At 43.6% G+C, this 26,009-nt stretch carries 31 protein-coding genes; 25 read left to right on the plus strand and 6 right to left on the minus strand.

All coding sequences use genetic code 11. From position 1 onward, the window contains the following. Positions 1-30 precede the first annotated feature (30 nt). The gene (locus D1B31_RS16025; protein ID WP_118922209.1) at positions 31-1,053 is read right to left on the minus strand and encodes an LCP family protein; all 1,023 of its coding nucleotides are present in this window, start codon (positions 1,051-1,053) and stop codon (positions 31-33) included. A gap of 108 nt (positions 1,054-1,161) precedes the next feature. After that, entirely contained in the window at positions 1,162-1,794 is a 633-nt protein-coding gene (locus tag D1B31_RS16030) for a YigZ family protein (RefSeq protein ID WP_118922211.1), read from the minus strand. A gap of 373 nt (positions 1,795-2,167) precedes the next feature. Here D1B31_RS16030 and D1B31_RS16035 point away from each other — a divergent pair, with 373 nt between their 5' ends. From D1B31_RS16035 to D1B31_RS16075, 7 genes are all read left to right on the plus strand, one after another. Next, positions 2,168-3,316, plus strand: coding sequence for a sensor histidine kinase (locus D1B31_RS16035; protein ID WP_118922213.1), 1,149 nt, complete (start codon positions 2,168-2,170; stop codon positions 3,314-3,316). Between the two features lie 35 nt (positions 3,317-3,351). Next, positions 3,352-4,038, plus strand: coding sequence for a response regulator (locus tag D1B31_RS16040; RefSeq protein ID WP_118922215.1), 687 nt, complete (start codon positions 3,352-3,354; stop codon positions 4,036-4,038). A 609-nt stretch (positions 4,039-4,647) separates the two neighbouring features. Beyond that, positions 4,648-8,133, plus strand: a complete 3,486-nt coding sequence (locus D1B31_RS16050; RefSeq protein WP_240035300.1) for a bifunctional 2',3'-cyclic-nucleotide 2'-phosphodiesterase/3'-nucleotidase — start codon at positions 4,648-4,650, stop codon at positions 8,131-8,133. Between the two features lie 164 nt (positions 8,134-8,297). After that, complete coding sequence (locus D1B31_RS16055) at positions 8,298-9,137, plus strand: DegV family protein (protein ID WP_118922221.1); 840 nt, start codon at positions 8,298-8,300, stop codon at positions 9,135-9,137. Positions 9,138-9,469: 332 nt separating this feature from the next. Beyond that, entirely contained in the window at positions 9,470-11,251 is a 1,782-nt protein-coding gene (locus tag D1B31_RS16060; RefSeq protein WP_118922447.1) for a TIGR04190 family B12-binding domain/radical SAM domain protein, read from the plus strand. Positions 11,252-11,892: 641 nt separating this feature from the next. Next, the gene (locus D1B31_RS16070; protein WP_118922225.1) at positions 11,893-12,888 is read left to right on the plus strand and encodes a nuclease-related domain-containing protein; all 996 of its coding nucleotides are present in this window, start codon (positions 11,893-11,895) and stop codon (positions 12,886-12,888) included. After that, the gene (locus D1B31_RS16075; protein ID WP_118922227.1) at positions 12,878-13,468 is read left to right on the plus strand and encodes a hypothetical protein; all 591 of its coding nucleotides are present in this window, start codon (positions 12,878-12,880) and stop codon (positions 13,466-13,468) included. Before D1B31_RS16070 ends, D1B31_RS16075 begins: the two co-directional genes overlap by 11 nt. Here the strand turns inward: D1B31_RS16075 and D1B31_RS16080 are convergent. The 3 genes from D1B31_RS16080 to D1B31_RS16090 all read right to left on the minus strand — a co-directional run bounded on the left by D1B31_RS16080 (position 13,465) and on the right by D1B31_RS16090 (position 15,771). Continuing rightward, the gene (locus tag D1B31_RS16080; protein ID WP_118922229.1) at positions 13,465-14,868 is read right to left on the minus strand and encodes a recombinase family protein; all 1,404 of its coding nucleotides are present in this window, start codon (positions 14,866-14,868) and stop codon (positions 13,465-13,467) included. The genes D1B31_RS16075 and D1B31_RS16080 overlap by 4 nt on opposite strands. Positions 14,869-15,068: 200 nt before the next feature. Beyond that, a complete protein-coding gene (locus tag D1B31_RS16085) occupies positions 15,069-15,293 on the minus strand; it encodes a helix-turn-helix transcriptional regulator (RefSeq protein ID WP_118922231.1) in 225 nt (74 codons plus the stop codon). Between the two features lie 112 nt (positions 15,294-15,405). Then, positions 15,406-15,771, minus strand: coding sequence for a helix-turn-helix domain-containing protein (locus D1B31_RS16090; protein WP_118922233.1), 366 nt, complete (start codon positions 15,769-15,771; stop codon positions 15,406-15,408). 149 nt (positions 15,772-15,920) lie between these two features. On the opposite strand from D1B31_RS16090, the gene D1B31_RS16095 reads away from it, so the two are divergent. From D1B31_RS16095 to D1B31_RS16165, 16 genes are all read left to right on the plus strand, one after another. Then, a complete protein-coding gene (locus tag D1B31_RS16095; RefSeq protein WP_118922235.1) occupies positions 15,921-16,112 on the plus strand; it encodes a helix-turn-helix transcriptional regulator in 192 nt (63 codons plus the stop codon). A gap of 42 nt (positions 16,113-16,154) precedes the next feature. Next, complete coding sequence (locus D1B31_RS16100) at positions 16,155-16,343, plus strand: hypothetical protein (RefSeq protein ID WP_118922237.1); 189 nt, start codon at positions 16,155-16,157, stop codon at positions 16,341-16,343. Positions 16,344-16,348: 5 nt separating this feature from the next. Next, entirely contained in the window at positions 16,349-16,636 is a 288-nt protein-coding gene (locus D1B31_RS16105) for a hypothetical protein (protein WP_118922239.1), read from the plus strand. A 136-nt stretch (positions 16,637-16,772) separates the two neighbouring features. Then, positions 16,773-16,913 carry a hypothetical protein gene (locus tag D1B31_RS24350; protein ID WP_158587573.1) on the plus strand — a complete coding sequence of 47 codons (141 nt, stop codon included), beginning with the start codon at positions 16,773-16,775 and terminating at the stop codon, positions 16,911-16,913. 11 nt (positions 16,914-16,924) lie between these two features. Further along, positions 16,925-17,116, plus strand: a complete 192-nt coding sequence (locus D1B31_RS16110) for a hypothetical protein (protein ID WP_118922241.1) — start codon at positions 16,925-16,927, stop codon at positions 17,114-17,116. A 15-nt stretch (positions 17,117-17,131) separates the two neighbouring features. Continuing rightward, positions 17,132-17,290: a YqaI family protein gene (locus D1B31_RS16115; RefSeq protein ID WP_118922243.1), complete on the plus strand. Its 159-nt coding sequence runs from the start codon at positions 17,132-17,134 to the stop codon at positions 17,288-17,290. A gap of 75 nt (positions 17,291-17,365) precedes the next feature. Next, the gene (locus D1B31_RS16120) at positions 17,366-18,595 is read left to right on the plus strand and encodes an SNF2-related protein (protein ID WP_118922450.1); all 1,230 of its coding nucleotides are present in this window, start codon (positions 17,366-17,368) and stop codon (positions 18,593-18,595) included. Next, on the plus strand, positions 18,592-19,179 hold the full coding sequence (locus D1B31_RS16125) for a 3'-5' exonuclease (RefSeq protein WP_240035301.1): 588 nt from the start codon (positions 18,592-18,594) through the stop codon (positions 19,177-19,179). The genes D1B31_RS16120 and D1B31_RS16125 overlap by 4 nt, the downstream gene beginning before the upstream one ends. Continuing rightward, positions 19,172-19,375, plus strand: a complete 204-nt coding sequence (locus D1B31_RS16130) for a hypothetical protein (RefSeq protein WP_118922247.1) — start codon at positions 19,172-19,174, stop codon at positions 19,373-19,375. Before D1B31_RS16125 ends, D1B31_RS16130 begins: the two co-directional genes overlap by 8 nt. Before the next feature lie 11 nt (positions 19,376-19,386). After that, the gene (locus tag D1B31_RS16135) at positions 19,387-19,704 is read left to right on the plus strand and encodes a hypothetical protein (RefSeq protein ID WP_240035302.1); all 318 of its coding nucleotides are present in this window, start codon (positions 19,387-19,389) and stop codon (positions 19,702-19,704) included. Then, on the plus strand, positions 19,704-19,985 hold the full coding sequence (locus D1B31_RS16140; RefSeq protein WP_118922249.1) for a VRR-NUC domain-containing protein: 282 nt from the start codon (positions 19,704-19,706) through the stop codon (positions 19,983-19,985). The genes D1B31_RS16135 and D1B31_RS16140 overlap by 1 nt, the downstream gene beginning before the upstream one ends. After that, complete coding sequence (locus D1B31_RS16145) at positions 19,982-21,868, plus strand: AAA family ATPase (RefSeq protein WP_118922251.1); 1,887 nt, start codon at positions 19,982-19,984, stop codon at positions 21,866-21,868. The genes D1B31_RS16140 and D1B31_RS16145 overlap by 4 nt, the downstream gene beginning before the upstream one ends. Before the next feature lie 92 nt (positions 21,869-21,960). Continuing rightward, on the plus strand, positions 21,961-22,167 hold the full coding sequence (locus D1B31_RS16150) for a hypothetical protein (RefSeq protein ID WP_118922253.1): 207 nt from the start codon (positions 21,961-21,963) through the stop codon (positions 22,165-22,167). Continuing rightward, positions 22,167-22,646: a DUF669 domain-containing protein gene (locus D1B31_RS16155; protein WP_118922255.1), complete on the plus strand. Its 480-nt coding sequence runs from the start codon at positions 22,167-22,169 to the stop codon at positions 22,644-22,646. The genes D1B31_RS16150 and D1B31_RS16155 overlap by 1 nt, the downstream gene beginning before the upstream one ends. Positions 22,647-23,013: 367 nt before the next feature. Next, positions 23,014-23,277, plus strand: coding sequence for a hypothetical protein (locus tag D1B31_RS16160; RefSeq protein WP_118922257.1), 264 nt, complete (start codon positions 23,014-23,016; stop codon positions 23,275-23,277). Between the two features lie 5 nt (positions 23,278-23,282). Then, positions 23,283-24,992, plus strand: a complete 1,710-nt coding sequence (locus D1B31_RS16165; protein WP_118922259.1) for a hypothetical protein — start codon at positions 23,283-23,285, stop codon at positions 24,990-24,992. A gap of 127 nt (positions 24,993-25,119) precedes the next feature. Here the strand turns inward: D1B31_RS16165 and D1B31_RS16170 are convergent, their stop codons facing one another. Then, the gene (locus tag D1B31_RS16170) at positions 25,120-25,335 is read right to left on the minus strand and encodes a DUF3892 domain-containing protein (protein WP_118922261.1); all 216 of its coding nucleotides are present in this window, start codon (positions 25,333-25,335) and stop codon (positions 25,120-25,122) included. Positions 25,336-25,412: 77 nt separating this feature from the next. Here D1B31_RS16170 and D1B31_RS16175 point away from each other — a divergent pair, with 77 nt between their 5' ends. After that, positions 25,413-25,775: a hypothetical protein gene (locus D1B31_RS16175; protein WP_118922263.1), complete on the plus strand. Its 363-nt coding sequence runs from the start codon at positions 25,413-25,415 to the stop codon at positions 25,773-25,775. 15 nt (positions 25,776-25,790) lie between these two features. Then, complete coding sequence (locus tag D1B31_RS16180) at positions 25,791-25,991, plus strand: hypothetical protein (RefSeq protein ID WP_118922265.1); 201 nt, start codon at positions 25,791-25,793, stop codon at positions 25,989-25,991. The last annotated feature ends 18 nt before the right edge of the window (positions 25,992-26,009 follow it).

Genomic DNA, 26,009 nt, shown 5'->3' on the forward strand with positions numbered 1-26,009 from the left:
ATTTCCCGATAAAAAGCTCGCGAAAAAAATTTATTGTGTGCTGCCTAATCCATCATCAAAGGCGGAATCGGGCTCAATCGGATCATCACTGGTTAGTTGGTTTCCATAGGAGGTGCCAAGGCTCGCATTAAGAGTGTCGGATATTGTCTTAAGGGAATCTTCATCAGGATAGAAGAACCAAACACTATTAACCTGTTCGTCCTTCCCCTCAATCTTTAGATTTTGAATCTCAGTGTTTTTAATCTTCGTATATAACTTGGCAAAGCTCAAAAACTTTGAAGGTGGAATATTCGTTGTTACATTTTCTCCTAAATCCGCTATTAAGTCATCTAGCTTGGTCAGGGATGAAAAGGAAGTGCTTTTCTTGATAATTTCTTTTATTACCTGTTGCTGCCGCTGGTTCCGCCCGTGGTCTCCCTGGGGATCACTTTTACGCATACGAACGTAAGCAAGTGCTTCGTTGCCATTCAGTTTCATTGGGCCTTCATAGTAAGTTTTCCATTTAAGGCTTCCGGTTAACTGAGCTTTAAACGTAAAAGGCACATTGACTTCGATTCCATTAAGTGTATCGACCACGTCCTCAAATCCATCGAAGTTCGTAGTAATATAGTAATCTATTGGCACATCAATAAGCCGGTTAACCGCAGCTATAGTTGAATTTACTTCATCATAGCCGTAAGAGTGGTTAATCTTTGTTTCGTACCCCGCTTCTGGCAAAAAGGTTCTTGTATCCCGAGGGATGCTGACCATGTATATTTCTTCTTTGGCCGGATTGACAGTGGCCAACAGAAGAACATCTGAACGTCCCTTACCGCCTTCCATGTTTTCAATGCCGACGAGAAGGACTGAAAAGGGGTCCTTGGCAATCTCTATCTCTCTTTCAGCGGTATTTTTGGAAGGTTTGAAGATTTGTTTAGATGCCTTGCTTGTTTTATCTATAAATTCGTAGCCATAAATGAGGCCACCGCCTAAAAGGAACAGAACGATAAAGGAGAGGAAGACTCTCATTTTTCGTACTTTCCTTCTGCTTCTTTTTGATATTCTGGAGTTCATATATTATATCCCCGCTTTGAAAGTTATTAGCCGGTGAAAAAATAAATGTAGCAATGGTTAATTTTATCGAATTTAGGCGGATTAGTAAATCTATTTTTAAAGCGCAATTTAAATATTCGTTTCCAAATACACATTTTCTCCACTTTTAACTTTGCCCTGTCCATTGGTTGTTTCCGTTATCCAGGCTGTAAATTCATCCACTCCAGATTCTTCAACGTAAACGTAAAATGTGACAGCATCGAGGTATTGAATTTCTTTTATCTCCCAATTAGATGCTCTCAGGTCATTTTCAAGTTTGCCTGTCCATGTATAGTCAACGGTCACATGAACAACCCGCATCAACCGGCGCTCAACAATCCCAACCGCTTCAAGGCCTTCTGAGGTGGCTCTTCCATACGCGCGGATGAGGCCGCCGGCACCCAATTTGATTCCGCCGAAGTACCTCGTCACGACGACGACTGTGTCCTTCAGCTTTCTCTTTTTCAAAACCTCGAGGATGGGGACGCCTGCTGTGCCACTCGGCTCGCCATCATCATTGGCTTTTTGGATTTGATCATTTTCACCGATGAGGTAAGCAGAGCAGTTGTGAGTGGCATTCCAGTGCTTCCGTTTGATTTCCGCAATAAATGCCTGTGCTTCTTCCTCAGTCTCCGCACGCGCGACGTAGGCGATAAAACGGGACCTTTCGATATTAATTTCATGTGTTCCAGTTTGCTTTACAGTATGATAAACAGCCAGCATGGCAGACTCCTTTCCTATCCATTTGTTTAACTACCCACTTTTAAATATTTCCCAACCTGTTATAGGCCCTTTTTGCCAAAAATAAAAGGTTATTGCAACATTGTGAAAGTTTCCCATGATATAATTATTACTGCCTATACAGTAGATTTGAAATACATAATGAGACTCTTTCTCTTCCTACTTAGTCACAAAACCCTAACAATTCTATGTTTAGCTTCTCAATCTATAGGCTAAAGGATTTAGATAGAGAATGCAATGGTGATTCGATTTGCCGGTTTTTGGCTCAAAACGGCAATTCTGCCAATTAGGGTATAGTCTCGCAGACCCTTTCACGATAAACTAAGGGAAAAGGGATTACGGGGCGGAGAAAGCGATGCGAATAAAAGATTTTGACACGAAAACACTCGACACCATTCTAAATAGAATGGTTGAATCTGTCGGAAGAAGCAAGAAAGAAATTTATAGGATTGGCGAACAATCGAGGTCCGATCATGAAAGGCTGAAATCTGAGCTTTCGGAAGTGGAGGACTTGACTGCCAGGATTATTGGTGAAGGCGAGCGGCTCGAAAAGCAGGTGCGCAACGCAAGAGACGAACTCTCGGAAATCAGCATGCACTTTAAGGATTATTCTGAAGAAGAGGTGCACAAGGCCTATGAAAGGGCGCATCAGCTGCAGATGGAACTGACGCTGAACCGGCAGTTGGAAAGGCAGCTGGGTGAGCGGAAGAAGGATTTGATACGTAGGATGCACGGCCTCTTGGAAACGATTGATCGGGCGGAGCATCTTGTTTCTCAAATTTCAGTTGTGATGAATTATTTAATGAGCGATTTAAGAGAAATGGGCGAAATCATCGAGGATGCAAAGCTGAAACAGGAATTTGGCATCAAGATTATTGAAGCGCAGGAAGAGGAGCGCAAGCGGCTGTCACGGGAAATCCATGACGGACCGGCGCAGATGCTCGCGAATGTCATGATGCGTTCTGATTTAATTGAACGAGTGTATCGTGAAGAGGGGCAGGGAGCTGCTTTTGCCGAAATAAAGAGCTTTAAACAGATGGTACGGACGTCTTTATATGAAGTGCGCCGAATCATATATGACCTGCGTCCGATGGCTCTTGATGATCTTGGGCTCATTCCGACATTGAAGAAGTATTTGCAGACCATCGAGGATTACTACAAAACCGTGAATATCTCATTTCAGCCTTTAAAGGAGGAAGTGCGGCTCCCGGCCAATTATGAGGTGGCGCTTTTCAGGCTGGTTCAAGAATCCGTCCAAAATGCGCTAAAGCATGCGGAAGCCGATGAAATCCAGGTGAAGCTGGAAATTACCGATGCAGCGGCCACGGTTCTTGTGAAGGACGATGGGAAGGGTTTCGACCCGAAAATACGGAAATATAATTCGTTCGGCATAATGGGGATGAAGGAACGAGTCGACCTATTGGGAGGCCGGTTTGCCATTTCGACTAAACCGGGGCAGGGGGCGGCAGTCATCATCCAGATCCCTATTCCGCCAGAAAAATAGATCGGCAGGTAACTGTGAACGAGGAGGCGTTTTTGTTGAAAACAAAAATAGTGATTGTTGATGACCACCAGCTTTTTCGCGAAGGCGTTAAAAGGATACTAGAATTCGAGAGGTCCTTTGATGTCGTGGCGGAGGGCGATGACGGGACGACTGCTCTTGATTTAATCAAGGAGTACGACCCGGACGTTCTCATTATGGATATAAACATGCCGACCTTAAATGGGGTGGAAGCAACAGCACTGGTTATGGAACAATATCCCGATACGAAAATCATCATTTTATCGATTCACGATGATGAGAACTACGTCATGCATGCGCTGCAGACGGGCGCGCGCGGATATTTGCTGAAGGAAATGGACGCGGACGCGCTTATTGAAGCGGTCAAGGTCGTCGCGGCCGGCGGCTCCTACCTTCATCCGAAAGTGACCCATAACCTTGTTAATGAATATCGCCGCCTTGTAGGCGCGGGAGAGGAAAGTGCCGCAGCGGCTTTGCAGAGTGCCGAAGTCAGGCGTCCGCTGCATTTACTGACCCGCAGGGAATGCGAGGTCCTCCAAATGCTCGCTGATGGCAAAAGCAACCGCGGCATCGGGGAAGCCCTTTATATTAGTGAAAAAACGGTTAAAAACCATGTGAGCAATATTTTGCAAAAAATGAACGTAAATGACCGCACCCAGGCAGTCGTCGTGGCGATTAAGAATGGCTGGGTGGAGGTTAGGTAAAATAGATTTGTGTCGATATCCGGACTTTTTCGGATTTTTCCGGAATTCCATTTTAATCCTATACTAGTTCCCACACGGAAATCGATAAAAAGTGAACAAGCCATCCCGCTGCCGGGATGGCTTGTTCACTTTTATGGATACTTGGTTTTGGCAGGGGCAAAAGGTACATAAAAATGGAAAAGGGTTCATACTGTCACGGAAAAGGTTCATAAATCTAAAAAAGTGGTACATACTGTCACAATTAGGGTGCATATTGTCACAATTTCGGTACATAACGTCACAAATTAATAAACATAGAGAAATAAATTTTAAGAGAAGGGACAAGAATTTCGTTAGGGAGCGACTTAGTCCAATAGCCCTAATTTATAGAAAGGAAACCATGGGTACTCCCGCTCATTTTTCTTCTGATTTTTTTGCCGAAATAAAAATAATGATGTACGGGAAGGGTATAATTACCTAAAAATGTTCGTGATTTTGCAAAAAATATGGCGATTTATCGGTAAACTGCTCTGAATTAAACGGATTTTCCCGCTTTGTATATGTTTACAAACTATTCTTTTGCTAGGTAAAATGAAAACGGTGCCAAGCACTAATTTGAATAATAGGGGAGTGCGCAATTTGAAGGGGTTTTTTAAGAGGATTGGAAAAACTGCTACTGCGGCAGCGCTTGCTTTATCCGTATTTTCGTCGCCGTTGTCATGGGGGCAGGCGAATGCGGCCAAGCCGGATAATGCCGGCAAGTTTGAAGTGGATTTAAGGATTTTAGGGACGACAGATATTCATACTCATCTGTACAACTACGATTATTATAAAGATGCGCCTACTGATGAATTTGGTTTTGCCAAAACAGCCACATTGATCAAGCAGGCAAGGACCGAATCAAAAAATACGCTTCTCTTTGATAACGGCGACTTGATTCAAGGCAATCCGCTTGGCGACTATAAGGCGAACGTGGATGTTCTCAAGGATGGCGAAGTCCACCCAGTCTTCAAGGCGCTCGGCCTGCTCGGCTATGATGCGGCAACTGTCGGGAACCATGAATTCAACTATGGCCTCGACTATCTTGATGAGGTGCTTGATGACGCGCCAATGCCGTATGTGAATGCGAACGTTTTTAAAGATGATGGGGATAACGACCCGTCTAATGACGTGAATTACTTCAAGCCTTATCATATTTTTAATAAAAAAGTAACCGACCGGACCGGCAAAACACAAGTGATCAAAGTGGGTGTCATCGGTGTGGTTGCTCCGCAAATCACACTTTGGGACAAGGCCAACCTTGAGGGGAAAGTCATTACGAAGGATATCGTAAAATCCGTCAAAGCCAATATCCCTAAAATGAAAGCGGAAGGCGCCGACCTGATCATTGTCCTCGCCCACTCCGGCATGGGAGATGCGGCCTACCAGGAAATGGAGGAAGATGCGGCTTACGACCTGACAAAGGTGGAAGGCGTTGATGCCATTCTTTCCGGCCATAACCATAAGCTGTTCCCTGGTGATTTCATGGATCTACCAGGTGTTGACCCGTCAAAAGGCACCGTTAACGGGGTTCCATTCGTTATGCCTGGCAACTGGGGCAACAACCTTGGTGTCATGGATCTCGTTGTTGAGAAAATTAAAGGAAAATGGACGGTCACTGATTCGAAAAACACCTTGAGGCCGATCTATGATACGGTGGCAAAAAAGAGCCTAGTAGACGCTGACAAAGCTGTTCTAAACGCGGTCAAGAAAGAACATGAAGGCACAGTTGAATATGTGCGCCAGCCGGTCGGTAAAACGACTGCCGACATCCACAGCTACTTCGCGCTCGTCCAGGATGACCCATCAATCCAAATCGTGACGAACGCGCAAAAATGGTATGTCGAAAAACAGCTTGCCGGAACGAAGGATGAAGGCCTGCCAATCCTGTCAGCGGGCGCTCCGTTCAAGGCAGGCGGAAGGAATGGCGCAAGCTACTATACGTACATTCCAGCAGGAACGATTGCGATTAAAAACGTGGCCGACCTGTATTTGTACCCGAACACTGTCGCAACAGTGAAAGTAACCGGTGCGGATGTAAAGGAATGGCTTGAAATGTCCGCCGGGCAGTTCAACAAAATTGATGTCAACAAAGCCGGTGAGCAGCCGCTTGTTAACAATGATTTCCCAACTTATAACTATGATGTCATTGACGGCGTGACATATGAAATCGATGTAACCGAACCGGCAAAATATGACCTGAAAGGCAATCTTGTCAACGCATCTGCGAACCGGATCAAGAACCTGGAATACAACGGCCAGCCAATCGATCCGAATCAGGAATTCATCGTCGCGACTAACAACTATCGCGCAAGCGGCACATTCCCTGGAGTGCGCAACAAGACAGAGGTGACGATGTATCCGGATGAAAACCGCCAGGCCATCATTGATTACATCTTGGCAGAGGGTACGATCAATCCTTCCGCTGACGGAAACTGGCAGTTTGCCGCAGTTGAAAAGGATGTAAATGTATCGTTTGAATCCACCCCGGACGCCCGTACGGTTCTCGGCGACAACAGCCCGATTTCCTATATCGGCGAAGCGGCGAATAATTTTGCAAAATATGGTTTGAAGCTGCCTGTTGCAGTACCGGTACAGCTATTGGGCATCAATGACTTCCATGGCCAGCTGGATACATTTAACGCTTCAAAAAATGCGGGTGGAGCAGAGTACTTGGCTGCCCACCTGAAAGCGCGTGAAGCAACAAACCCCGACAATACAATCATGCTGCATGCGGGTGATATGGTCGGCGCGAGCGCCCCTGTCTCTGCATTGCTACAGGATGAGCCGACGATTGAAATTCTGAATAAAATCGGTTTTGATATCGGAACTCTCGGCAACCATGAATTTGATGAAGGCGTTGCGGAAATGCTCCGCCTCATCAATGGAGGAAGCCATCCGAAAACCGTTGAAAAGTACGGCGTTTTCGAAGGCGCTGGGTTCCCTTACGTGTCTGCGAACGTCATCGATGCTGTTACAAAGGAGCCAATTCTCGAGCCGTATAAAATTTTGGAAAGAGGCGGGGTTAAAATTGGTTTTATCGGGGTCACGCTATCCGATACTCCGTCCATCGTCACGCCAAGCGGGGTTGCAGGTGTTGAGTTCATCGATGAAGCAGAAGCAATCAATCAATATGCTGGGGAACTGAAAGCGAAGGGCATTGAAGCGATTGTCGTGATTGCCCACAACCCAATCCTGTCCGATCAGGACGGCTCCAATCCAAGAGAAGAACTTGTTGATATTGCGAACAGCATTGATGACGAGGTCGATGTGATTTTCGGCGGCCATAATCATCAATACGCCAACACGGTCGTTGACGGAAAATTGATCGTCCAGTCCTGGTCTTCAGGAACAGCTTTCTCCGATGTGGATCTTCTTGTAGACCCAAGGAACGGGGAAATCGTAAGCAAAAAAGCGGAAATCGTGGACACAGTCAGGACAATTGCTCCTGATGCCGGCATTAAAGCAATTGTCGACAAATATGCCGCAGATGTCGCGCCAATCCTGAATGTTGTGATTGGAACAACTCCATCCGCCATTTTACGGGCAGAGAATGCCGACGGTGAGTCGGCGATGGGCAACTTAATTGCTGATTCCATGAAGGCACATACAGGCACCGACTTTGCGTTCATGAATCCGGGAGGCGTCCGCGCGGATATTGACGCTGGTGACATTACCTGGAAGGAAGCATTTACAGTCCAGCCATTCGGCAACGACCTTGTGACAATGACCCTGACAGGAACTCAAATCAAGACACTATTTGAGCAGCAGTGGGGCTCCAAACCTAGAATTCTTAAAATCTCTGGATTAAAGGTAACGTATAATGACTCGCTTGAAAAAGGCAGCCGGATTGTCTCGTTAACGAAGACGGATGGAACGCCAATCGTTGCCAGCGAGGAATACACTGTAACAGTCAACAACTTCATGGCTGACGGCGGCGACGAATTACACGTTCTTAAAGATGGAAAGAATCGTGAGGTCCACGTAACTGACCTTGATGCGCTGGTAGAGTATATCCAGGCCAAAGGGACCGTTACGCCTACGATTGAAGGCAGGATTACAAAGCTGAACAAGTAACCCTATGAATCTATCAATTGTGCCGGCCAAGCGATTTGCGTCTTGGCTTGGCAAAAGAGGAACCGCATCCATATGGATGCGGTTTTTTCTGCCAAGGAAAGGGTGCAATCCATCCCTGTTTCCGATACAATAAGGAAAGACAGTGGATAAGGAAGGTAACGATTATGAAAACGGCAGTTGTAACTGACAGTACAGCCTATATTCCCCGTGAATTGCGGGAAAAGTTGAACATACATATGATTCCGCTTAATGTGATATTCGGTGAAGAGCCTTACCAGGAAGAAGTCGAAATTACCGCGGAACAGTTTTATGAAGAAGTAAAGACAAAAGAGCTGCCAACCACCTCCCAGCCGCCAATCGGCCAGTTTGTGGAGTTGTTCGAGAAGCTTGAACGTGAATATGACGAGGTTGTCAGCATTCATCTTTCAAGCGGTATCAGTGGAACGTACCAAGGTGCGGTCTCGGCCGGAACGATGGTTGAAGGCGTGAAACTTTATCCATTTGATTCCGAAATCAGCTGCATGGTCCAGGGGTTTTATGTTCTTGAAGCAGCTGAGATGGCGCTGCGAGGCGAAGATGGGGAATCCATTATTCGAAGGCTGGAGGAAATGAAGCAGTCGATGCGGGCATATTTCATGGTGGACGACCTCGCCCATCTCCAGCGTGGCGGCCGTTTGTCAAGCGCGCAAGCATTGATCGGTGGCCTGCTCCAGGTGAAGCCGCTCCTTCACTTTGTGGATAAAATGATTGTTCCTTTCGAGAAAATCCGCACTCGCAAGCGGGCAATGAACAGGATTGTAGAACTGCTCGGTGAGGCAGCTGCGCAAGGCGGCGAGTATCGCGCGGTCATCATCCATGCCAACCGCGAAGCCGAGGCGCTCGAGTGGAAAAAGGAACTCGAAGCATTATTTCCAAACGTCGAGTTCATGGTCAGCTACTTTGGGCCGGTTATTGGCACCCACCTCGGCGAGGGCGCGATGGGCTTGGGATGGTATAGGAAGTAAAGGGTAAGCAGCTCTTATTAGAATTTATTTATATTTGGGAAACTTTTATTATTTGTTTGCGGGCCACTCCACTTCAATAGCGGGGTGGCTTGTTTGTTTTCTCGGAATTTGTGGCATGGCCAGGCATCCTTGTTCCAACCATTGCTTGGCGTGTGGCTCATTTTTGCAAAAAGAGAATTTGTGAAATAGTGAACATTGTGTTAAACATTCTGAAAACTCACCCAAGATGTGCCAAATAGTGGCAGAATGGAGATGAGAGACTGACTCCTATTCATCTCGTACAACCAGTCCCCGCATAAGTTGATTTCAATCAAAAGGTGAGGGTGATGAAAATGGTTTATGATTTAGTGCTGATCCATCCGCCAACTGTGTTCGATTTTCGGAAGGAGATGCTGTTTACCGGTCCGATCAGCGATGTGGTGCCGTCGTCGCCGGTCTTTGAGATGTATCCAATAGGACTGACAAGCATTGGCGATTATCTTGAGCGGTTCGGCCTGAAGGTAAAGATTATTAATATCGCAAACAGAATGCTGCTGAACCCGCATTTCGATGTTGAAAAGAAGCTGCGCGGCATTAAAACGAAGGCGTTTGGCATTGACCTTCATTGGCTGCCGCACGCCCACGGTAGTATTGAAATTGCGAAGATTTTAAAGCTGCTTCACCCGGACGTGCCGGTACTGTTTGGCGGTCTGTCTTCTAGGTATTTCCACAAGGAGCTTCTCGAGTATCCGTGTATCGATTTTGTTGTCAGGGGTGATACGACGGAGAAGCTGATCCTTATGCTGCTGAATGCGCTTGCTGCCGGCAAGAAGGAGTTTTCCTCGATTCCGAACCTTAGCTGGAGGCGCGGGGAAGAGGCGGTCCACAATCCGCACACCTATGTGCCTGATGACCTCGATGAGTTTGACTTTCCTGGCTACCGCTACATTATCCGCTCTGTTTTCAAGTATTTCAATCTGCTCGACCCGCTGCCGTACAAAGGCTGGTTCCAGTATCCGAACACGGCGATCCTCACCTCGAAGGGCTGTACGTACAACTGCCTCATCTGCGGCGGCTCCAAGGACGCTTATTTGCAAAATTGCAGCAGGAAAAGGATTGCGATGCGTTCCCCGCATAAAATGCTTGAGGACATTGCGTTCATCCAACGCTTCAGCCGGGCGCCGGTTTTCCTTTTGAACGACATCCGCCAAGGCGGAAAAGAGTATGTCAATGAATTTTTTGATGGCCTGGCAAAAATGGAGCTTAAAAATGAATTGGTCTTCGAACTGTTCCAGTACGTCGATGAGGAATTTTTCGCGCGTCTTCATAAAGCCGTTCCAAAGTATAGCGTTCAAATTACGCTTGAATCGTCGGATGAGGAGATTCGCCGTTTTAACGGAAAGTTCAATTGTTCAAATAAGAAGGTGATTGACACATTGCAATACGCGATGAAGCACGGCTGCGCGAAGATTGATTTATTCTTTATGACCGGCATCCCTAAGCAAAGCTATCAGAGTGCAATTGATAATGTTCGGTTTTGTGAATTGGTTCACAATGAGTGCGGCAATGATCCGCGCCTGTCGTATTTCATTGCGCCGCTCGCGCCGTTCCTAGATCCTGGGAGTCCAGCGTTTGAGAATCCTGACGCATTTGGCTACAAGAAGTTTTGCCATACGCTCGAAGATTTTCGTGAAGCGATGCTTTCCCCTTCATGGAAGTATATGTTGAGCTATGAAACCGATTCAATGACCCGCGATGAGATTGTCCGCGCCACCTATGATTCTGCTTTATTGCTGAATCGCTATAAATTAAAGTATGGTCTGATAAGCCAGGCCGCCTATGATGAAATAGAATACAAGATTACAAAGTCGATTGAGTTTATGGAGCGGATCGACGAGCTGTTAGAGCTTCCCGAAGAGGACCGGTCCGCGGGGATGGCGCTCATTAAGCGCGAAGTCGACGAAGTAAACCGCCACAGCATCTGCGGCAAAAACGAACTCAAATGGGAAGTCCAAAAACGCTACGCCCACTTTATCTCGCTTGGCTGGATCGGACTCGAACTCCTAGCTTCTGAGATTGCAACAGATATTAAGTGCCGGCTTGGGAAAATTGATCGGGAGAGCGTAACGCTGTAGGTTTTTTAGTAGGCGGCATGTTGATTATTGAAGTTATCCCTATAATAATAGGTTAAAAGTTTATGAAAAGCCGGTTTTCACTGAATGAAGGCCATCCCGCGGGCGGGATGGCTCGTTCACATTTTATGGATGCTAGTTTTCAGTAAGGGGGGAGTGGTACATAAAAATAGAAAAGGGTTCATACTGTCACAAATAAGGTTCATTAATCTTAAAAAGTGGTGCATATTGTCACAATTTCGGTCCATACCGTCACACATTAATGAACATAGAGAAACCAATTTTAAGAGAATTTAACTAATACTTAGTGGATTTTTCTGAATGAAAGGCCATCCCGCGGGCGGGATGGCTTGTTCGCATTTATGGAAACTAGTTTTCAGCAAGGGGGGAGTGGTACATAAAAATAGAAAAGGGTTCATACTGTCACAGAAAAGGTTCATTAATCTTAAAAAGTGGTACATACTGTCACAATTACGGTCCATACCGCCACAAATAGCGAAACTTAAATCCGTATCTCAAAAACCTTCTCCCTTCCCACCTACCACTATTCATAAAATGTTCACTATTATCAAAACATTTTTGCAGGAAACAGCCTGCTCATTAGAGAAATATAATTTCATCCAACATAAAGGAGTGAATCCTATTTGAAGCTGAAAGAAAGAACCGTTCCACATCGAGTCCTCCAGGGGGAAGCCCTGCTTAGGAACCTTTCACCACAATCCTCTTTCTATCCGCTGGTCGAGAATGACCTGTCTAAACGGAAAGCTGGATATTGGGGTGAAACGCAGCTTGATTACTATCTCCGTCTCCTTCCACATGAGGGCTACTATATCTTAAACGACCTTCGCCTCCCTTTTAAAGACGACTTCTTCCAAATTGATTGTCTCATCCTTACAACAAGATATTGTTTGGTCATTGAGTCGAAAAATATGAAAGGAACCCTCTTTTTTGACAGCAAGTTCGACCAACTCATCCGGGTCCAAGAAGATAATTCCGAGGAAGTATTTGAAGATCCGATTGTACAGGCGAAAAACATCATCCTTAAGCTAAGTTTTCTACTCAAGGAACATTACCCCGATTTGCCCTTCAATTATCTGATCTCTATAGCAAGTACTAAAACAAAACTCACCTCCGATACGGATAAAATTGATCGGGTTTGCCACGCCAGTGCGATTGTTCATAAACTCTTCGAATTAGAAAAACAGTATACGAAAGATGTTCTAACCCCACACCAAATCACCAATATTTGCAAGCAATTTCTAAAGATTCACACTCCTAATCTAAAAAGTATTTTAAAAGTTTTCGGGATAGCAAGGAATAAACTATTAAAAGGCATTTATTGCCCTTGCTGCAACCAGCAAATGGTATTTTTCAGGGGGAAGTGGATTTGTGGGCATTGTAAACACATTTCGAAAGATGCCCATATCCAGAAAACCATGGACTATTTCCTTCTCGTTCGGCCTTATATTTCAAATCAAGAATTAAGAGAGTTACTTGGGATCCCTACCAGGCGAGCGGCCCGTAGAATCTTGCTGGGCAGCCAATTGCCTTACATAGGAGAGAGGAGAGGAAGAATCTACCTAAGTCCCTCTTTTCCACAGAAAAAAACAGAGAAAGAGGAGAATATTCATGAGATTTAACCTACAGGAGGGAGGCCTCACCCCCATCCAAACACTCCCTCCCAACCGCTATCCACCCGGCACCCTCCGCATCTCCCAAATCGAAACCATCCCAAAACCGCCGCTCAACCCAAACTTCAACCCAAACCCGGAACTCCAGCAAATCCTTGCCGGTAAGCAACTCCTCCTTGATGACCTACCGTTTATCCTCGAGGAAATCCAGCACCACTATGAAAACGGCTGCATCACCTACAACAAAGGCATTAGCACGATTGGCAAAACAAGCAGCTGTGCCCGTTGCGGCAACCGGAATCCGCAGTTGTTCGGGAGCTTCACGTGTGCGCGCTGTGGGGATATGTGCACGTATTGCAGGAAGTGTCTCATGATGGGGCGGATTAGCGAATGTACACCACTCATCGGCTGGTCCGGGCCGCCGCCTGCATTCGACATCCCGGCGAAAGTGCTCGAATGGGAGGGGACCCTTTCAGACGGGCAGCAAAATGCCTCGAATCGTGCAGTCGAAGCGGTCTTACAAAATACGAATCTATTAGTTTGGGCAGTATGCGCTGCCGGATATGAATACGTAAGAAAAGGGTATTAAAAATTCCAGATGATTTCTATATCGTCACCATGGATAATTATTTCCTTTATAAACTTTTGCACGATAGCTTGTCGCGTAGGGAAATCTCCCGCGTTTAAGTCAATTGAGAATTGTTTCAAGTCTTCCTCCGTAATAACGATGCTTGATTTCTCTTCTTGTAATTCCTCCCTCTTCTTTAGGTAAAGTCTTTCCGTTTGTAATTCTTCCATTTGGTCATTTAGTAATGCCACAGGTACTCTTCCTTCAGCATAAAGAGAAAGGATTCGCTTCATTTTGGCATCAACGTTTTTTATTAATTTGTCGTACTCTATATGTTTTGATTTGGTTGGCTGTGTTTTTTTGTTGATAAGCAGATTGCTAATCTCATCTGCAATTAAGGAGTCTAGTTTGGTGGCATTCCAATTAATATTTGTGCATTTATGAGTGTATTCTGAAGGGAAGCGTTTGGCCCTGCAAATATAATATCTATACGATTTTTTGTTTCTCTTTGTTATCCCTGTTTTATAAGTAACAAAACTTTCTCGGCATCCTCCGCAAGTCATCAATCCGGACAAAAGGGATTCTTTTACCTTTCCCCAGTTCTTCCCCTTATGCCTTTCCAATAGAGCCTGAACCCGGTCGAACTGTTCTTTGGAGATAATGGGTTTGTGCCGTCCCTTGTAATAAACCCCTGCAAAGCTAACCTCCCCAATGTTTAAGCGACTTCTTAAAACATCATTATAGCGGCGGAATCTCCAAACGGGAAAACCGTCCTCTTTTAGCCTGGCCTGCATTTTGGTGATTGAATGCAGCTGCTCATAATAGTTGTAAGCAGCTTGAATATGCTTAACTTCGTCCTCTTTTTCGTACAGATCACCGTCATGTCTAACCCCAAATCCAGCCGGTTCATAGTTTCCCCCAGCGACCCAATAACCTTTCTTGGCACGGTCTATTAATCCATCTCTCATACGTTCTGCAATCATTTCTCGCTCCAGTTGAGCAAAGACGGACAATATGCCGATCATCGCTTTACCAAACGGGGTGGATGTGTCCAGGGTTTCCGTGACAGATACAAAGTCAACATTATTCTTTAAAAAATAGTCCTCGATTAGCTCTAAGGTATCTTTTTGAGATCTGGATAAGCGGTCTAATTTATATACCATAACGGCATCTATATGTTTTAAATCACCCAACAGCCGTTGCAAATCAGGACGGTTCAGATTAGATCCGCTGTACCCAGGGTCAATGTAAGTATCATAAACAACCCAATCTTTTGCTTTACAATAGGCTTCCAACTTTTCTTTCTGCGTTTCAATACTCGAGTTGTCAACTTGTTCCTGGGTGCTGACTCGAATATACAAGGCTACGCGAAGTTTTGTGTTTACAGTTTTAACTTGTGGCCTTTTTATTTTATTTGTCATTTGTGTCAGAACAACTCCTTTTTTAAAATATTATAGAACGGATGTTCGTATTTATGATACTATATTTATAACAAATATTTGTCATTTCCCTTAAAGTGTTTTATTCTTCTAAGATTTGACAAACTTCGACAAAGTTGAAATGCTATACTGAATAAAAAATCAGCCGTTCGGCTGAAGTCTGTCCGCGAGTAGATAAAAATCTACTCTTCATTGCCTACTTCTATCCACTCGTATAAGTCATCAATTTTGCAGTTCAATATTGTCGCAATGTTTTTCGCAACCTGGAGCGACATTCGTTGTTTATTGAGTACATACTTGTTAATTTGCTGAACTCTTATTCCCATGATTTCAGCAAGCTGCAACTGTGACATATCTTTTTTACGAAGCAAATCAAGAAGCAGGCATCTACCGATTTTGTAGGCCAAACGGACAGACACCCTTTCAACATCAACAAAGGAGTTGGACCACCGATGAGGAAAACCGTTGATTTATTAGAATTTATTAGTAAGTTGCTCAAAGAACTTGAAGAAAAAAATACTACTTCAAACCCCGAAGAGAGCGAATAAACGCAATTGCTCCGTTAATTTCCTCTTTCGTTGCCGGTCTCCCATCAACTTTAAAATCGATGTCCTCAAGATTTGGAGGGTCTTCATTTTCTATCCTATCGAGGAGGTCCTTCTCTGCAGGGGTTAAAGTTGTTGTATTAGCACGTCCTATAAGATAGTCCACACTTACACCGAAAAAGTCTGCAATCTCATTCATTCGTTTTTGTCGAGGCCTGCGATCAGGATTATTTTCATAATGAGTAATGGTTGATCGCGGTACTTTTAATAAATCTGCCAAGGCTTCCTGGGTCAATCCTCTTTTTTCTCTTAATTCTTTTAACCTTTCTGAAAAGCTCATACCAACACCCCTTCGCTACTATTAAATTTTAACAAAAAATGTGCGTTAAAAAAACAGTGCGTATTATGCACATTCACTATTGACACGTGCGCTATACGCACGTATACTGAATACACAAGGTGCGCTAAACGCACAATGGAGGTGACAAAATGACAGTACCAAGAGAAAAACTTATTGCTGCTAGAAAGGAGATGGGACTAACGCAAGAACAACTGGCAGAAAAAGTCGGAATTAACCGAGCATATTTGGCAAACATTGAAAACGGTAAGAACACTCCTTCTCTAGAAGTGGCAAAAAACATTTCAGCTGCACTTAGTTTGTCCATTAATGATTTATTTTAATGCCTTTAATGTGCGGTTTTTGCACATGGAGGGGAGAGGAAAATGAACATAACAATTACCGGAATTTTTTTAGATGAACATAAAGTGGAAATTCCCGCGGGTCTATCCGAACTAATAAACAGCGCCGGTGCCTGGGGGAAGAGGCAACAATCGGAATTATCAAAAGAATATGATCGCAAAGTTATTAAAAGGGATGGTCAGCTGGTAACACTGCTGTTCAAGAAGGAGTGAGATAAGTGAAGGAAATCGATGTAGAGATTGCTGAGCTCCGGGAGAAATACGGCGATAAATTCGCTGATGTAGTTTCAAAAGAAATCGAATCTTGTTTAGAAAAAGGTAGAGCTTATCGAGTTCATATCTTAAGTGAAATTGTATTCTTGGAAATTCTTTTTGTAACTCAAAGCTATTTTATAAAATATTGGATCTTCCCAGAAACTGATTCGGTTGAGGAAAGAACGTTAATCGGATATCGGGATGCAAAAAGAGCACTGGAGATAATGGCCGAATTAGATAGCGAAAAATAAGCCCTAACCAGGCTTCCTTTTTTGGCCTAGCTTGCGAAAAATGTTGTCGTCTGCCGGTCTATTTCGGAGCATATGCCGTCTGAAAGAACCGTCACAAAATGCTGTAGAAAAACCCTGTCATTTTAAGGAGGTGAGAATGTTGAAAATCAGCAAAGAATTAATAAATTATGTCGGCGATGGCGACCTACATGCCAGACTGGCATCTGTCGAACACTCTACGAATCTACGGGAAATCGTCACAGTTGGTTACATGATTGATAACTATGACGGAAAGTGAGGGTAAAGCATTTGGAAATTTTGAAAGAGGTTGATGGGATACTCGCTGAAGCAATCGAATCCTTGGATCGTGGTGAAAAGGTAAACGGTCTTGAATATGCCCGAAAATTGTTAAAAAGCCATATGGCTAATCCTGCTTCTAATCGCACTCAAAAACGGAAAGAGCAGCGGAAGCGAAACAAGCAGCGTAAGGCGATTACTTGAGGGGAGGTGAGAAGGATGGAGAAGGATAACGATTATCCAATCGAAGATACTTTCGGGGATGAAATCCAAGATGGTGATGTCTACTTTGTCTTCGGCAAAGATGTAGTAACTGAAGGTAATCTACAAAGGTATCTAATCGAAAGACAGCAGGTTCCATGTTACAGAGCAATTTAAAAAAGACCACTCGGCAAAGTGGTCCAAAGAAAAACTTATTTCGAACCAATTATAACACGGAAGGGGGACTCTTACATTCAACTTTTTCCCCACCAGGATAGAGCGCTGGATGAAACGTTCGAAAAGAACCGTGTTGCCTACTATTTGGATATGGGCCTTGGGAAGACATTTGTAGGCTCGGAAAAGATGTGGGAGCTGAATACCCCGTATAACCTGCTCATATGTCAGAAATCCAAAATAGACGACTGGAAAGAGCATTTTGAAACCTACTATCCGGAGTACAAAGTCATCGTCTTTGACAAACAAAGTTTAGACATCATCCCGGAGGACAGTGTCCTAATCATAAATTACGACAAGATTTGGCGGCGGCCGGAGCTCCTGAAATTAAGACACTTTACGCTAATGCTGGACGAGTCATCCATGATAAAAAATGAATCTTCCAAACGCTCTAAGTACATCCTTAATCTACGGGCAGACAACGTGATATTGCTATCGGGTACTCCCACCGGTGGCAAGTATGAGGAACTTTGGAGCCAACTACACTTGCTAGGTTGGAAGATTACGAAACAACTATTCTTAAAACAATTTGTGGTCTACGAATGGGACGAGATTAACCAACAGAATAAAATCACTGGTTATAAAAACGTGGACCGGTTGAAAGCCAAGTTACGACAGTACGGAGCAATCTTTATGAAGACCGAAGAAGTTTTCGACCTTCCGGCCGTTAATGATGTGATGGTGAAAATTCCAAGTACGAAACTGTACAAGGAATTTAAAAAACATTCCATCGTTGAGGTAAACGGTGAGGAGCTGATCGGCGACACGCCAGCTGCTAAAAAGTTGTATCTACGTCAGTTGGCGGGAGTCTATAACGACAATAAGCTGCAGTACGTGAAAGATTTAATCGATAGCACGAATGACAGGTTAATAATTTTCTACAACTTTAAGAAAGAATATGCCGCACTGGTAGACATGATTGAACTGCCAATTTCGACAGTAAATGGGGATTTGAAAGACCTGACAGCATATGAGACACACAGCGACAGCGTAACGCTTATCCAGTACCAGGCAGGGGCCATGGGGCTGAACCTTCAAAAGGCCAACAAGACTGTTTATTTCTCCCTGACTGATAAAAGCGAACTGTTCGAGCAGTCGAAAAAGAGGATTCACCGTATCGGACAGGACCAACCGTGTTTCTATTATTATCTGCTGACGGATGGATCCATAGAATGGCGCATGTTGGAAGTGCTGAAAGAAAGAAAAGACTACACGGATGCATTATTCGAGAAGGAGGAAGGCGAGTGACAAGGTTAGATGTGATGACTGATATCGAAACATTAGGTACCAATTCTGACTCAACAATAATTCAGATTTCTGCAATGGCATTCGATATCAAAGATGGCAATACCTACTTTTCATTTAATCAAATTGCAGACATTGAAAAGAATGAAAAAGAACTGAAAGTAACTGGCGGAACAATTAAGTGGTGGCTAAAAACGGATAAAGAACTGTTTGCCCAATTAATTAATAGTGGTGAATCATCCAGTGAAGATGTTCTTAGAAATTTCCACGAATGGCTTTGCGATTTGGTAGATGGGGGAGCAGACCTCTACCTATGGGGAAACGGGATTCTGTTTGATAACAAAATGATTCAGCATCAGTTTGAACGCTTAGGTTTAACCTATCCGATCAATTACAGAAATGACCGGGATGTGCGGACAATAGTGGAACTAGCGGCCGACAAGCTTGGGGTTTCAGAAGGTGAATTGAAAGAGCACTATGATGACGAAAGTCTTGTCCACCACAATGCGTTCGATGATGTTCGCTACCAAATTAGAATACTCATTGGGTGTTACAAGATTCTAATGGGAGAGGTAACCGATGGGTAAACTCTTTGACACTGTAAGGTTGTCTCATGAATCACTCGCACAAAGCTATCGAGCTTATCTCTTATCAATTGGAATCACCGAAGATGCAAAAGGCACCAGTATTAATGATTTGGATTACTACCAGCTGCGTCAGATGGTGGTTTTCCAAGATTACCATAAACGGAACATTGACAGTCCCGAAAATAACATGTTTTAGGAGGAATCGAATTGACTACTGAAGTTGCGCAGTTTGAAAACAAGTATTTACAGATTATGGCACACGTAGCAATTGTGGAAAAACAAGTGAAAGAATTGCAAGAAAAGCAAAAAGCAATGAAAGCTGAATTGGAAGCAGCCATGGATCAGCACGATATTAAATCCATTGACAATGAGTTTTTAAAAATCACCCGGGTTGCTGCTAGTTCTTCCACATCCATTGATTTGAAAAAGCTTCAGCAAAAAGAGCCGGCACTATATGGCGAATTGCTCGAGGATTATCCAAAGGTAACCAATAAAAAAGCTTACGTAATGTTCAAGGTGAAGTAATGCGTGAAAATGCGTTTCAAAAAAAAGTAATTAAATTTTTAAAGGATAAGGATGTTTGGCATTTGAAATACTGGGCCGGCAGCCAATACACGAAACAAGGCATTCCTGATGTCCTAGCCTGCATAGATGGCACGTTTCACGGAATAGAGCTCAAAACGGATGTTGGTCAGCCTACGAAACTGCAACTTTATAATATTCGCAAAATAAAAGAATCGGGTGGACAGGCATATATCTTACGGCCAAGGGACTTCGATGCCTGGAAAGAAAGGTGGTTTGAGTGACCCAATTTTCTTACTCTCGAGTCTCACTATTCAACGATTGCCCGTTTCACTTTGATTTAAGGTACATCAAGCGTTTAACCGAGTTACCTCGGTACGATGCGGACAATCCACTCATCATTGGAAATGCCCTTCATACAGGCGTCGAGCACGATGTAGAAACGGCAATAAATGAATACTACAATGCGTATCCGGTACTCACGGATCCAATCATCGAGGAAGCTCTGAAACTGGAAATCTTGATTCCGAAGGTGAAAGCATTCCTGGATAAAAACTTTTCTGACTGTGAGCTGATCCATGAATACAAGATTGACCATTACGACTTTGTTGGATATGTGGATTTAATCATCCAGGCACCTGACGGGACTTGCATGGTAATGGATTTTAAGTACAGTAACAACATCAAAAATTATCTCGAATCCGGACAGCTACATATTTACAAAGACCGCTTAGAGCGTGACGGATTCTCTGTTAAAAAGTTGGCCTATATGTTTGTTCCCAAAACAAGCATGAAGCAAAAGGACAACGAGGATTTATTCCACTTCCGCAAGCGACTGATCCGGGCGGTGGAGGAAAGCGAAGTCACCTTTGTTCCAATCGATTTTGATGAAATGGAAAGCGTGTATTTCAAAAATTCCGTTGAAAAAATTAAGCGTACCAAAGATTTTTCTAAACGGAACGTCACAAAAAAGTGTTTCAGCTGCATTCCAAAATTCGCACCGAATTACTTGGAAGCAATTTATAACGATAAGGGAGAGATTGAATTGGTATTGCCAAAGAACGAGCGCCGGGAGCGCAAGATTGATACGAAACCTGACTTTTGGATTTACGCAGATTCCTATGTAGGAAAGAGTACGTTTGTGGATAACATTCCAAATGTCCTTTTCCTCAACACGGATGGTAATACCGATAATACCACAGCGCCGGTAATACCGATTAAGGATATTGTCACAAAATCCGGCCGTGTTACTAACCGAAAGTTAGCCTGGGAAGTATTCTTGGATGCGATTAATGATTTGGAAACTGAAGAAAACGATTATGAAGCAGTCGCCCTAGATTTGGTGGAGGACATTTACGAACACTGCCGTGTCTACGTCTTTGACAAGAATGGCTGGGAGCACGAATCAGACGGTTCTTATGGTAAAGGGTGGTCTAAGGTAACAACTGAATTTAACAATGCCATGAAGCGTCTGAAGGCATTAGGCTATCAAATTGGATATGTCAGCAAAGAAAAGGTTGAAGAAATTACCCTTAAAGGCGGCGTCAAGCGTACAACCTTCAAGCCAAATATTAATGATAAAGTGGCCAATTTCCTTACTGGTACAGTTGACCTTACCCTTCGCGCATATGTGGATTCTAACGATGAAAGGTTCCTGCAGCTGAAGAAAAAACAAAATGTCTTTGGCGGTGGTAGATTTGATTGGCAAGTGGAGACCATTCCACTAGAAATGGATGCTTTCATTGAAGAGCTGAAAGCGGCACAGGATGGAAAGGCAACCAAGAAGAAAGAAAAGCCAAAGCGTACTGGCCGGGTTAAGAAGGAAGTTGCTGTCGAATTGGAGGATGGCGAAACAATCACTGCCACATATGAAGAGGAACAACCTCCTGCCGAGGAAAAGCCGAAGCGTCAACACAGATCCCGTACAGTGGCCGAAGAAGCGGCCCCAGCTGAAGAAGAAAAGCCTAAGCGTGAGCGCAAAGCACGCAATGCTGATTCGGATGCGGCCGAAGAGGAAAAGCCGAAGCGCACTCGCCGCAGTCGTGCTGCAGTTGCAGATGACGATACTCCTCCAGGTGAAGATGCACCGGCTGAAGTTGCAGGTGAAGAAGAGGAAAAGCCTGCGCGTACTCGGAGAACCCGCAGAGAACGTGAAAAAAAAAGTTAATTGATGATCCATTTGCAGGATTTGGCCAAATTGATATTTCTGATGATGATTTACCATTTTAAAAACTTTTATATCGAAAGGATGATAACTAAATGGCAAAACGCGATTTGAACACGAAGGAGCAGCATTACACAGACACATTGCTCGAAGCTGAATCCGTTGTTACCGAAGCAAAGGAAGATAAGCATTTAACATCTTGGAAAATCACTGAGAAACACAATAAGTATGGCCAGTATTTCTTGGTAGATTTGACCTTCACATTCAACACACCAAAAGACATTATGGAGGCTGATATTTAATGGGATTCAATTGGGATAAGTTTGATAAACAGGTTGATTTGGAAGTACTGCAGCAAGACGTTGAAGAAGTTGAAAAGAACGGCGGGGGCGATTTTGAGCCCCTACCGGATGGTTCGTATGAAGTTGAGGTTGAAAAGCTGGAAATGAAGGAATCCAGCAAAGGTGATCCAATGCTATCCATCTGGTTTAAGGTTGTTGATGGTGATTACGAAGGGCAGCGTATTTTCTATAACAAAGTCATGCAGCCACAAAATGACCGCGCATTTGGCCTTCAGGTTCACCAGAACAACGAAATGCTTCGGGCCCTTTGGGATTGCGAAAAGGACGAAGTGAAGTTTACCAGCTTCGCAGACTATGCAGATCTTGTCCTAGACATCCATGAAGATATCGACGGTAAGTTCGAATATCTCCTTGAAAAAGGAACCAACAAAGATGGTTACGACACTTTCAAAATCCTCGAAGTATTTGAAGTTGAATAATTGAATAAGGGGGAAGGTTCCGGCCTTCCCTTTTTTAATAGAATCGGAGGGATGTAAGTGAAGAAGTGTCACGCCTGTAAAGGTAAGGGATTTATCTTAGATTTCATTTCAACCCACAAAGTGAAAAAATGGGGCTTCGGACTATACAACCATAGTGTTAAAGCACCTTGTCCAAAATGTTACGGCAAAGGAAAGAGATAAGAGGGGAATACGGGATCGGAAATAAAAAAGGAACGCAAGCGCCCCGGTTGGGCTGTCCCATTTTGTCCGGTTCTGCTGCATTCCCAAGTAGTATTTTAATAGGTTTGTAGGAATGTGTAAAGTAGGTTAAAAATTTTTTAACCTATCTGAAGAAAGGATGGGGAAAATGAACAGGCCAAATAATCATAAAATATCCGTTACTTTTTATAAGGAATCTGGAAAGTATTATTCCTCAGGTACAGCTGTAGTGAACCACTTCATGTTTGAGGATGGGTATAAACAAGACATTGTAAACACTCAGGACTGTCTTCGTGACGGCTGGCAGGAGCATAGTGACTTTTATGTTGTCACATCAGCCAGCGATGATGTAGACGGTTTCCATGAGGCCCTATACAAGCCAGGTGCCTTCAAAGGTATTAAAAGGGAGTAATAGCAATGCTCTTCTACGATTTCGAGGTTTTCAAACATGACTGGCTCGTTGTCATTACCAATACGGATACGAAGTCCGAGGAAGTTTTCGTTAATAACGAAAAGGCCTTCATAGATTTCTACAACAAACATAAAAACGAAATTTGGGTTGGGTACAACAGCCGGCACTATGACCAATACATTTTGAAAGGTATCATTTGCGGTTTCAGCCCTCAAGAAGTAAACCACTGGATAATCGTGAAGCGAGAGCCAGGTTGGAAGTTTTATAAAGACTTTTGGAAAATACGACTGTACAACTACGATGTAATGACCAATAAATTACGGTCACTAAAGCAGCTGGAAGGGTTCATGGGCCATGACATCCGGGAATCATCAGTAAGTTTTGATACGGATCGCCCTCTAACTAAAGCCGAGATAGAGGAAACCATTAAATACTGCCGGCACGATGTCCATGAAACGATGCATATATTTATGGAGAATATTGCGGAATTTCAATCACAAATGGAACTGCTGAAAATGTTTAACCTTTCTTTGCGATATATCTCCAAAACAAAGGCGCAGCTGGCAGCGGTCATTCTCGAAGCAAAACGGCCGAAAATACCGAGGAACGATGAGTTCGACATTTCTTTCCCAAATACATTGTGGATTTCAAAATATAAAGAAGTAACGCAGTTTTATTGGGAGAACCGGGACTATAGCAAATTTCTCGAATTGGATATAGCCGGAGTTCCGACTGTTTTTGCCTGGGGCGGTCTGCACGGTGCCCGAAGGAACTATTATGAGACAGGCCATTTTATAAATATAGACGTGGCCAGTTACTACCCAGCGTTAATGATTGAGTACGACTATTTAAGCCGTAATGTCAAAAACCCCGAAAAGTTTCGCCAAATTCGGGATACCAGGCTTAAGTATAAGGCTGCCGAAGATAAACGTGAGGCCCCACTAAAAATCGTCATCAACAGCGCTTTTGGAGCAACCAAGGATAAATACAATGAGCTCTATGATCCCCGCCAGTTTAACAATATTGTTATCGGCGGCATGACTTTGATGGTGGATTTAATAGAATTGCTAGAACCGTATTGTGAGTTAGTCCAGGCCAACACAGACGGCATTTTAATCAAATTATACCGGGATGAGGATTACGACCTGATTGATGATATTTGCTACGAGTGGGAGCAAAGGACACGCATGGGGCTCGATTTTGATTCTTTCCACAAAGTTATCCAGAAAGATGTGAATAACTATATCCTTGTTCCTTTCGGCGAATTATACGACGAAAAGGGCAAGCCAAGGTGGAAGGCAAAAGGGGCCTGGGTGAAAAAGCAAAATGATTTGGACTATGACCTGCCAATTGTTAACGAAGCGGTTGTCAATTACTTAGTTAAAGGCATAGATCCGGAAGAAACCATCTTCAGCTGCACCGAACTTCGGAAGTTCCAAAAGATAGTCAAAATCAGCAACAAATATGATTATGCCCGATATGGGACCAGGCGAATGAATGAGAAGGTATTCCGGGTTTTTGCCAGTATCGACAAAAATGACAAGGAATTGAAACGGGTGAAAGATGGTTCGGCTGAGAAGATATCATACACGCCCGACTGCTGCTTCATAATCAATGATGATGTAACTGGGATGAAAATACCATCGAAGTTAGATTACTGGTGGTATTGGGATATGGCAGTTGAACGGATAAACGCATTTTTAGGGAGGGAGTAGTCGGCTATCGAGGATTGAGGAGGAGCAAGGTACCAGGGAAATAACAATAAAGGCGATATTTCCACCTTGCTCTATTGTTTAGGATGAACAAATACATTTAAAAAAATTCTACCCCTAAGTAATTTTGTTACTCTAAATTATTGTTTTCCTTGCCATCTGGATTAGAACGAATAAATATTGTTCCATCTTTGCGTTCTACAACATGAATGCCCGGATACTTTCCTTGTTTCACGGCTTTAACTGCTTGATTAAGCGTAAGTTCTTTTTTTGTTGAAACATCTTGATATCGTGTATTAAGACCAGTAGAAGACTCTGCAATCGGTTTAAGTTTTCGCTTAGTCACTTTTAGGCTATTGAAACTTCAGGGTGAAACTGAGTAATAGGTAAGCAACAAACTTCTTGAACTTTGGAGGTGACAAAATGGAACAATTAACTCTATTCAAAGAGGAAACAGCCAAAGAGAAATTAGACAATAAGGCATTTGAATGGGTGAAGAGATGCTTGCGAGATACAACCCCTAAAGACATACCATTACCATACAGAAAAATATTAAAAGCCACCTTCATTAAAGCTAAAAAACCTACCGTCACGGCTACTTTGGAAATGATTGATGGTTACAAAGCGAGGATAGAAATATCACGATATAGCTTATTCCCTGATGGATCTCGTTGGGCAGGCGGTGGTACAGCTTGGACTTACAGGTGGCTTTCAAGTGAAGGTGAGGGCTACCTTTACTGGAATAGAGAAAAGCGGTCATGGTTGAGGGAAGTATTCAATTTTTAACAGGAGGGATCTTTTATGGATTATGCAATTGAACGGGCTGAACCATATGTAGTGAAAACAGAAATGTTAAAGAATCAAACTCACCAGTCGTTCCGTTGGAAAGAAATTGCGTTATCTAATGACAAGAATATATTAATCTCCATGTTGCAACCGTATGAGCGTGTAATCCAAAGGTATCCGTTAGAAGTGATAAAGAGTCATCCAAAACAATATTAAACAGCATTCGTCACACTG

Origin of the sequence: Neobacillus notoginsengisoli, assembly GCF_003515685.1 — a bacterium.
GTDB classification, from domain to species: domain Bacteria; phylum Bacillota; class Bacilli; order Bacillales; family Cytobacillaceae; genus Bacillus_D; species Bacillus_D notoginsengisoli.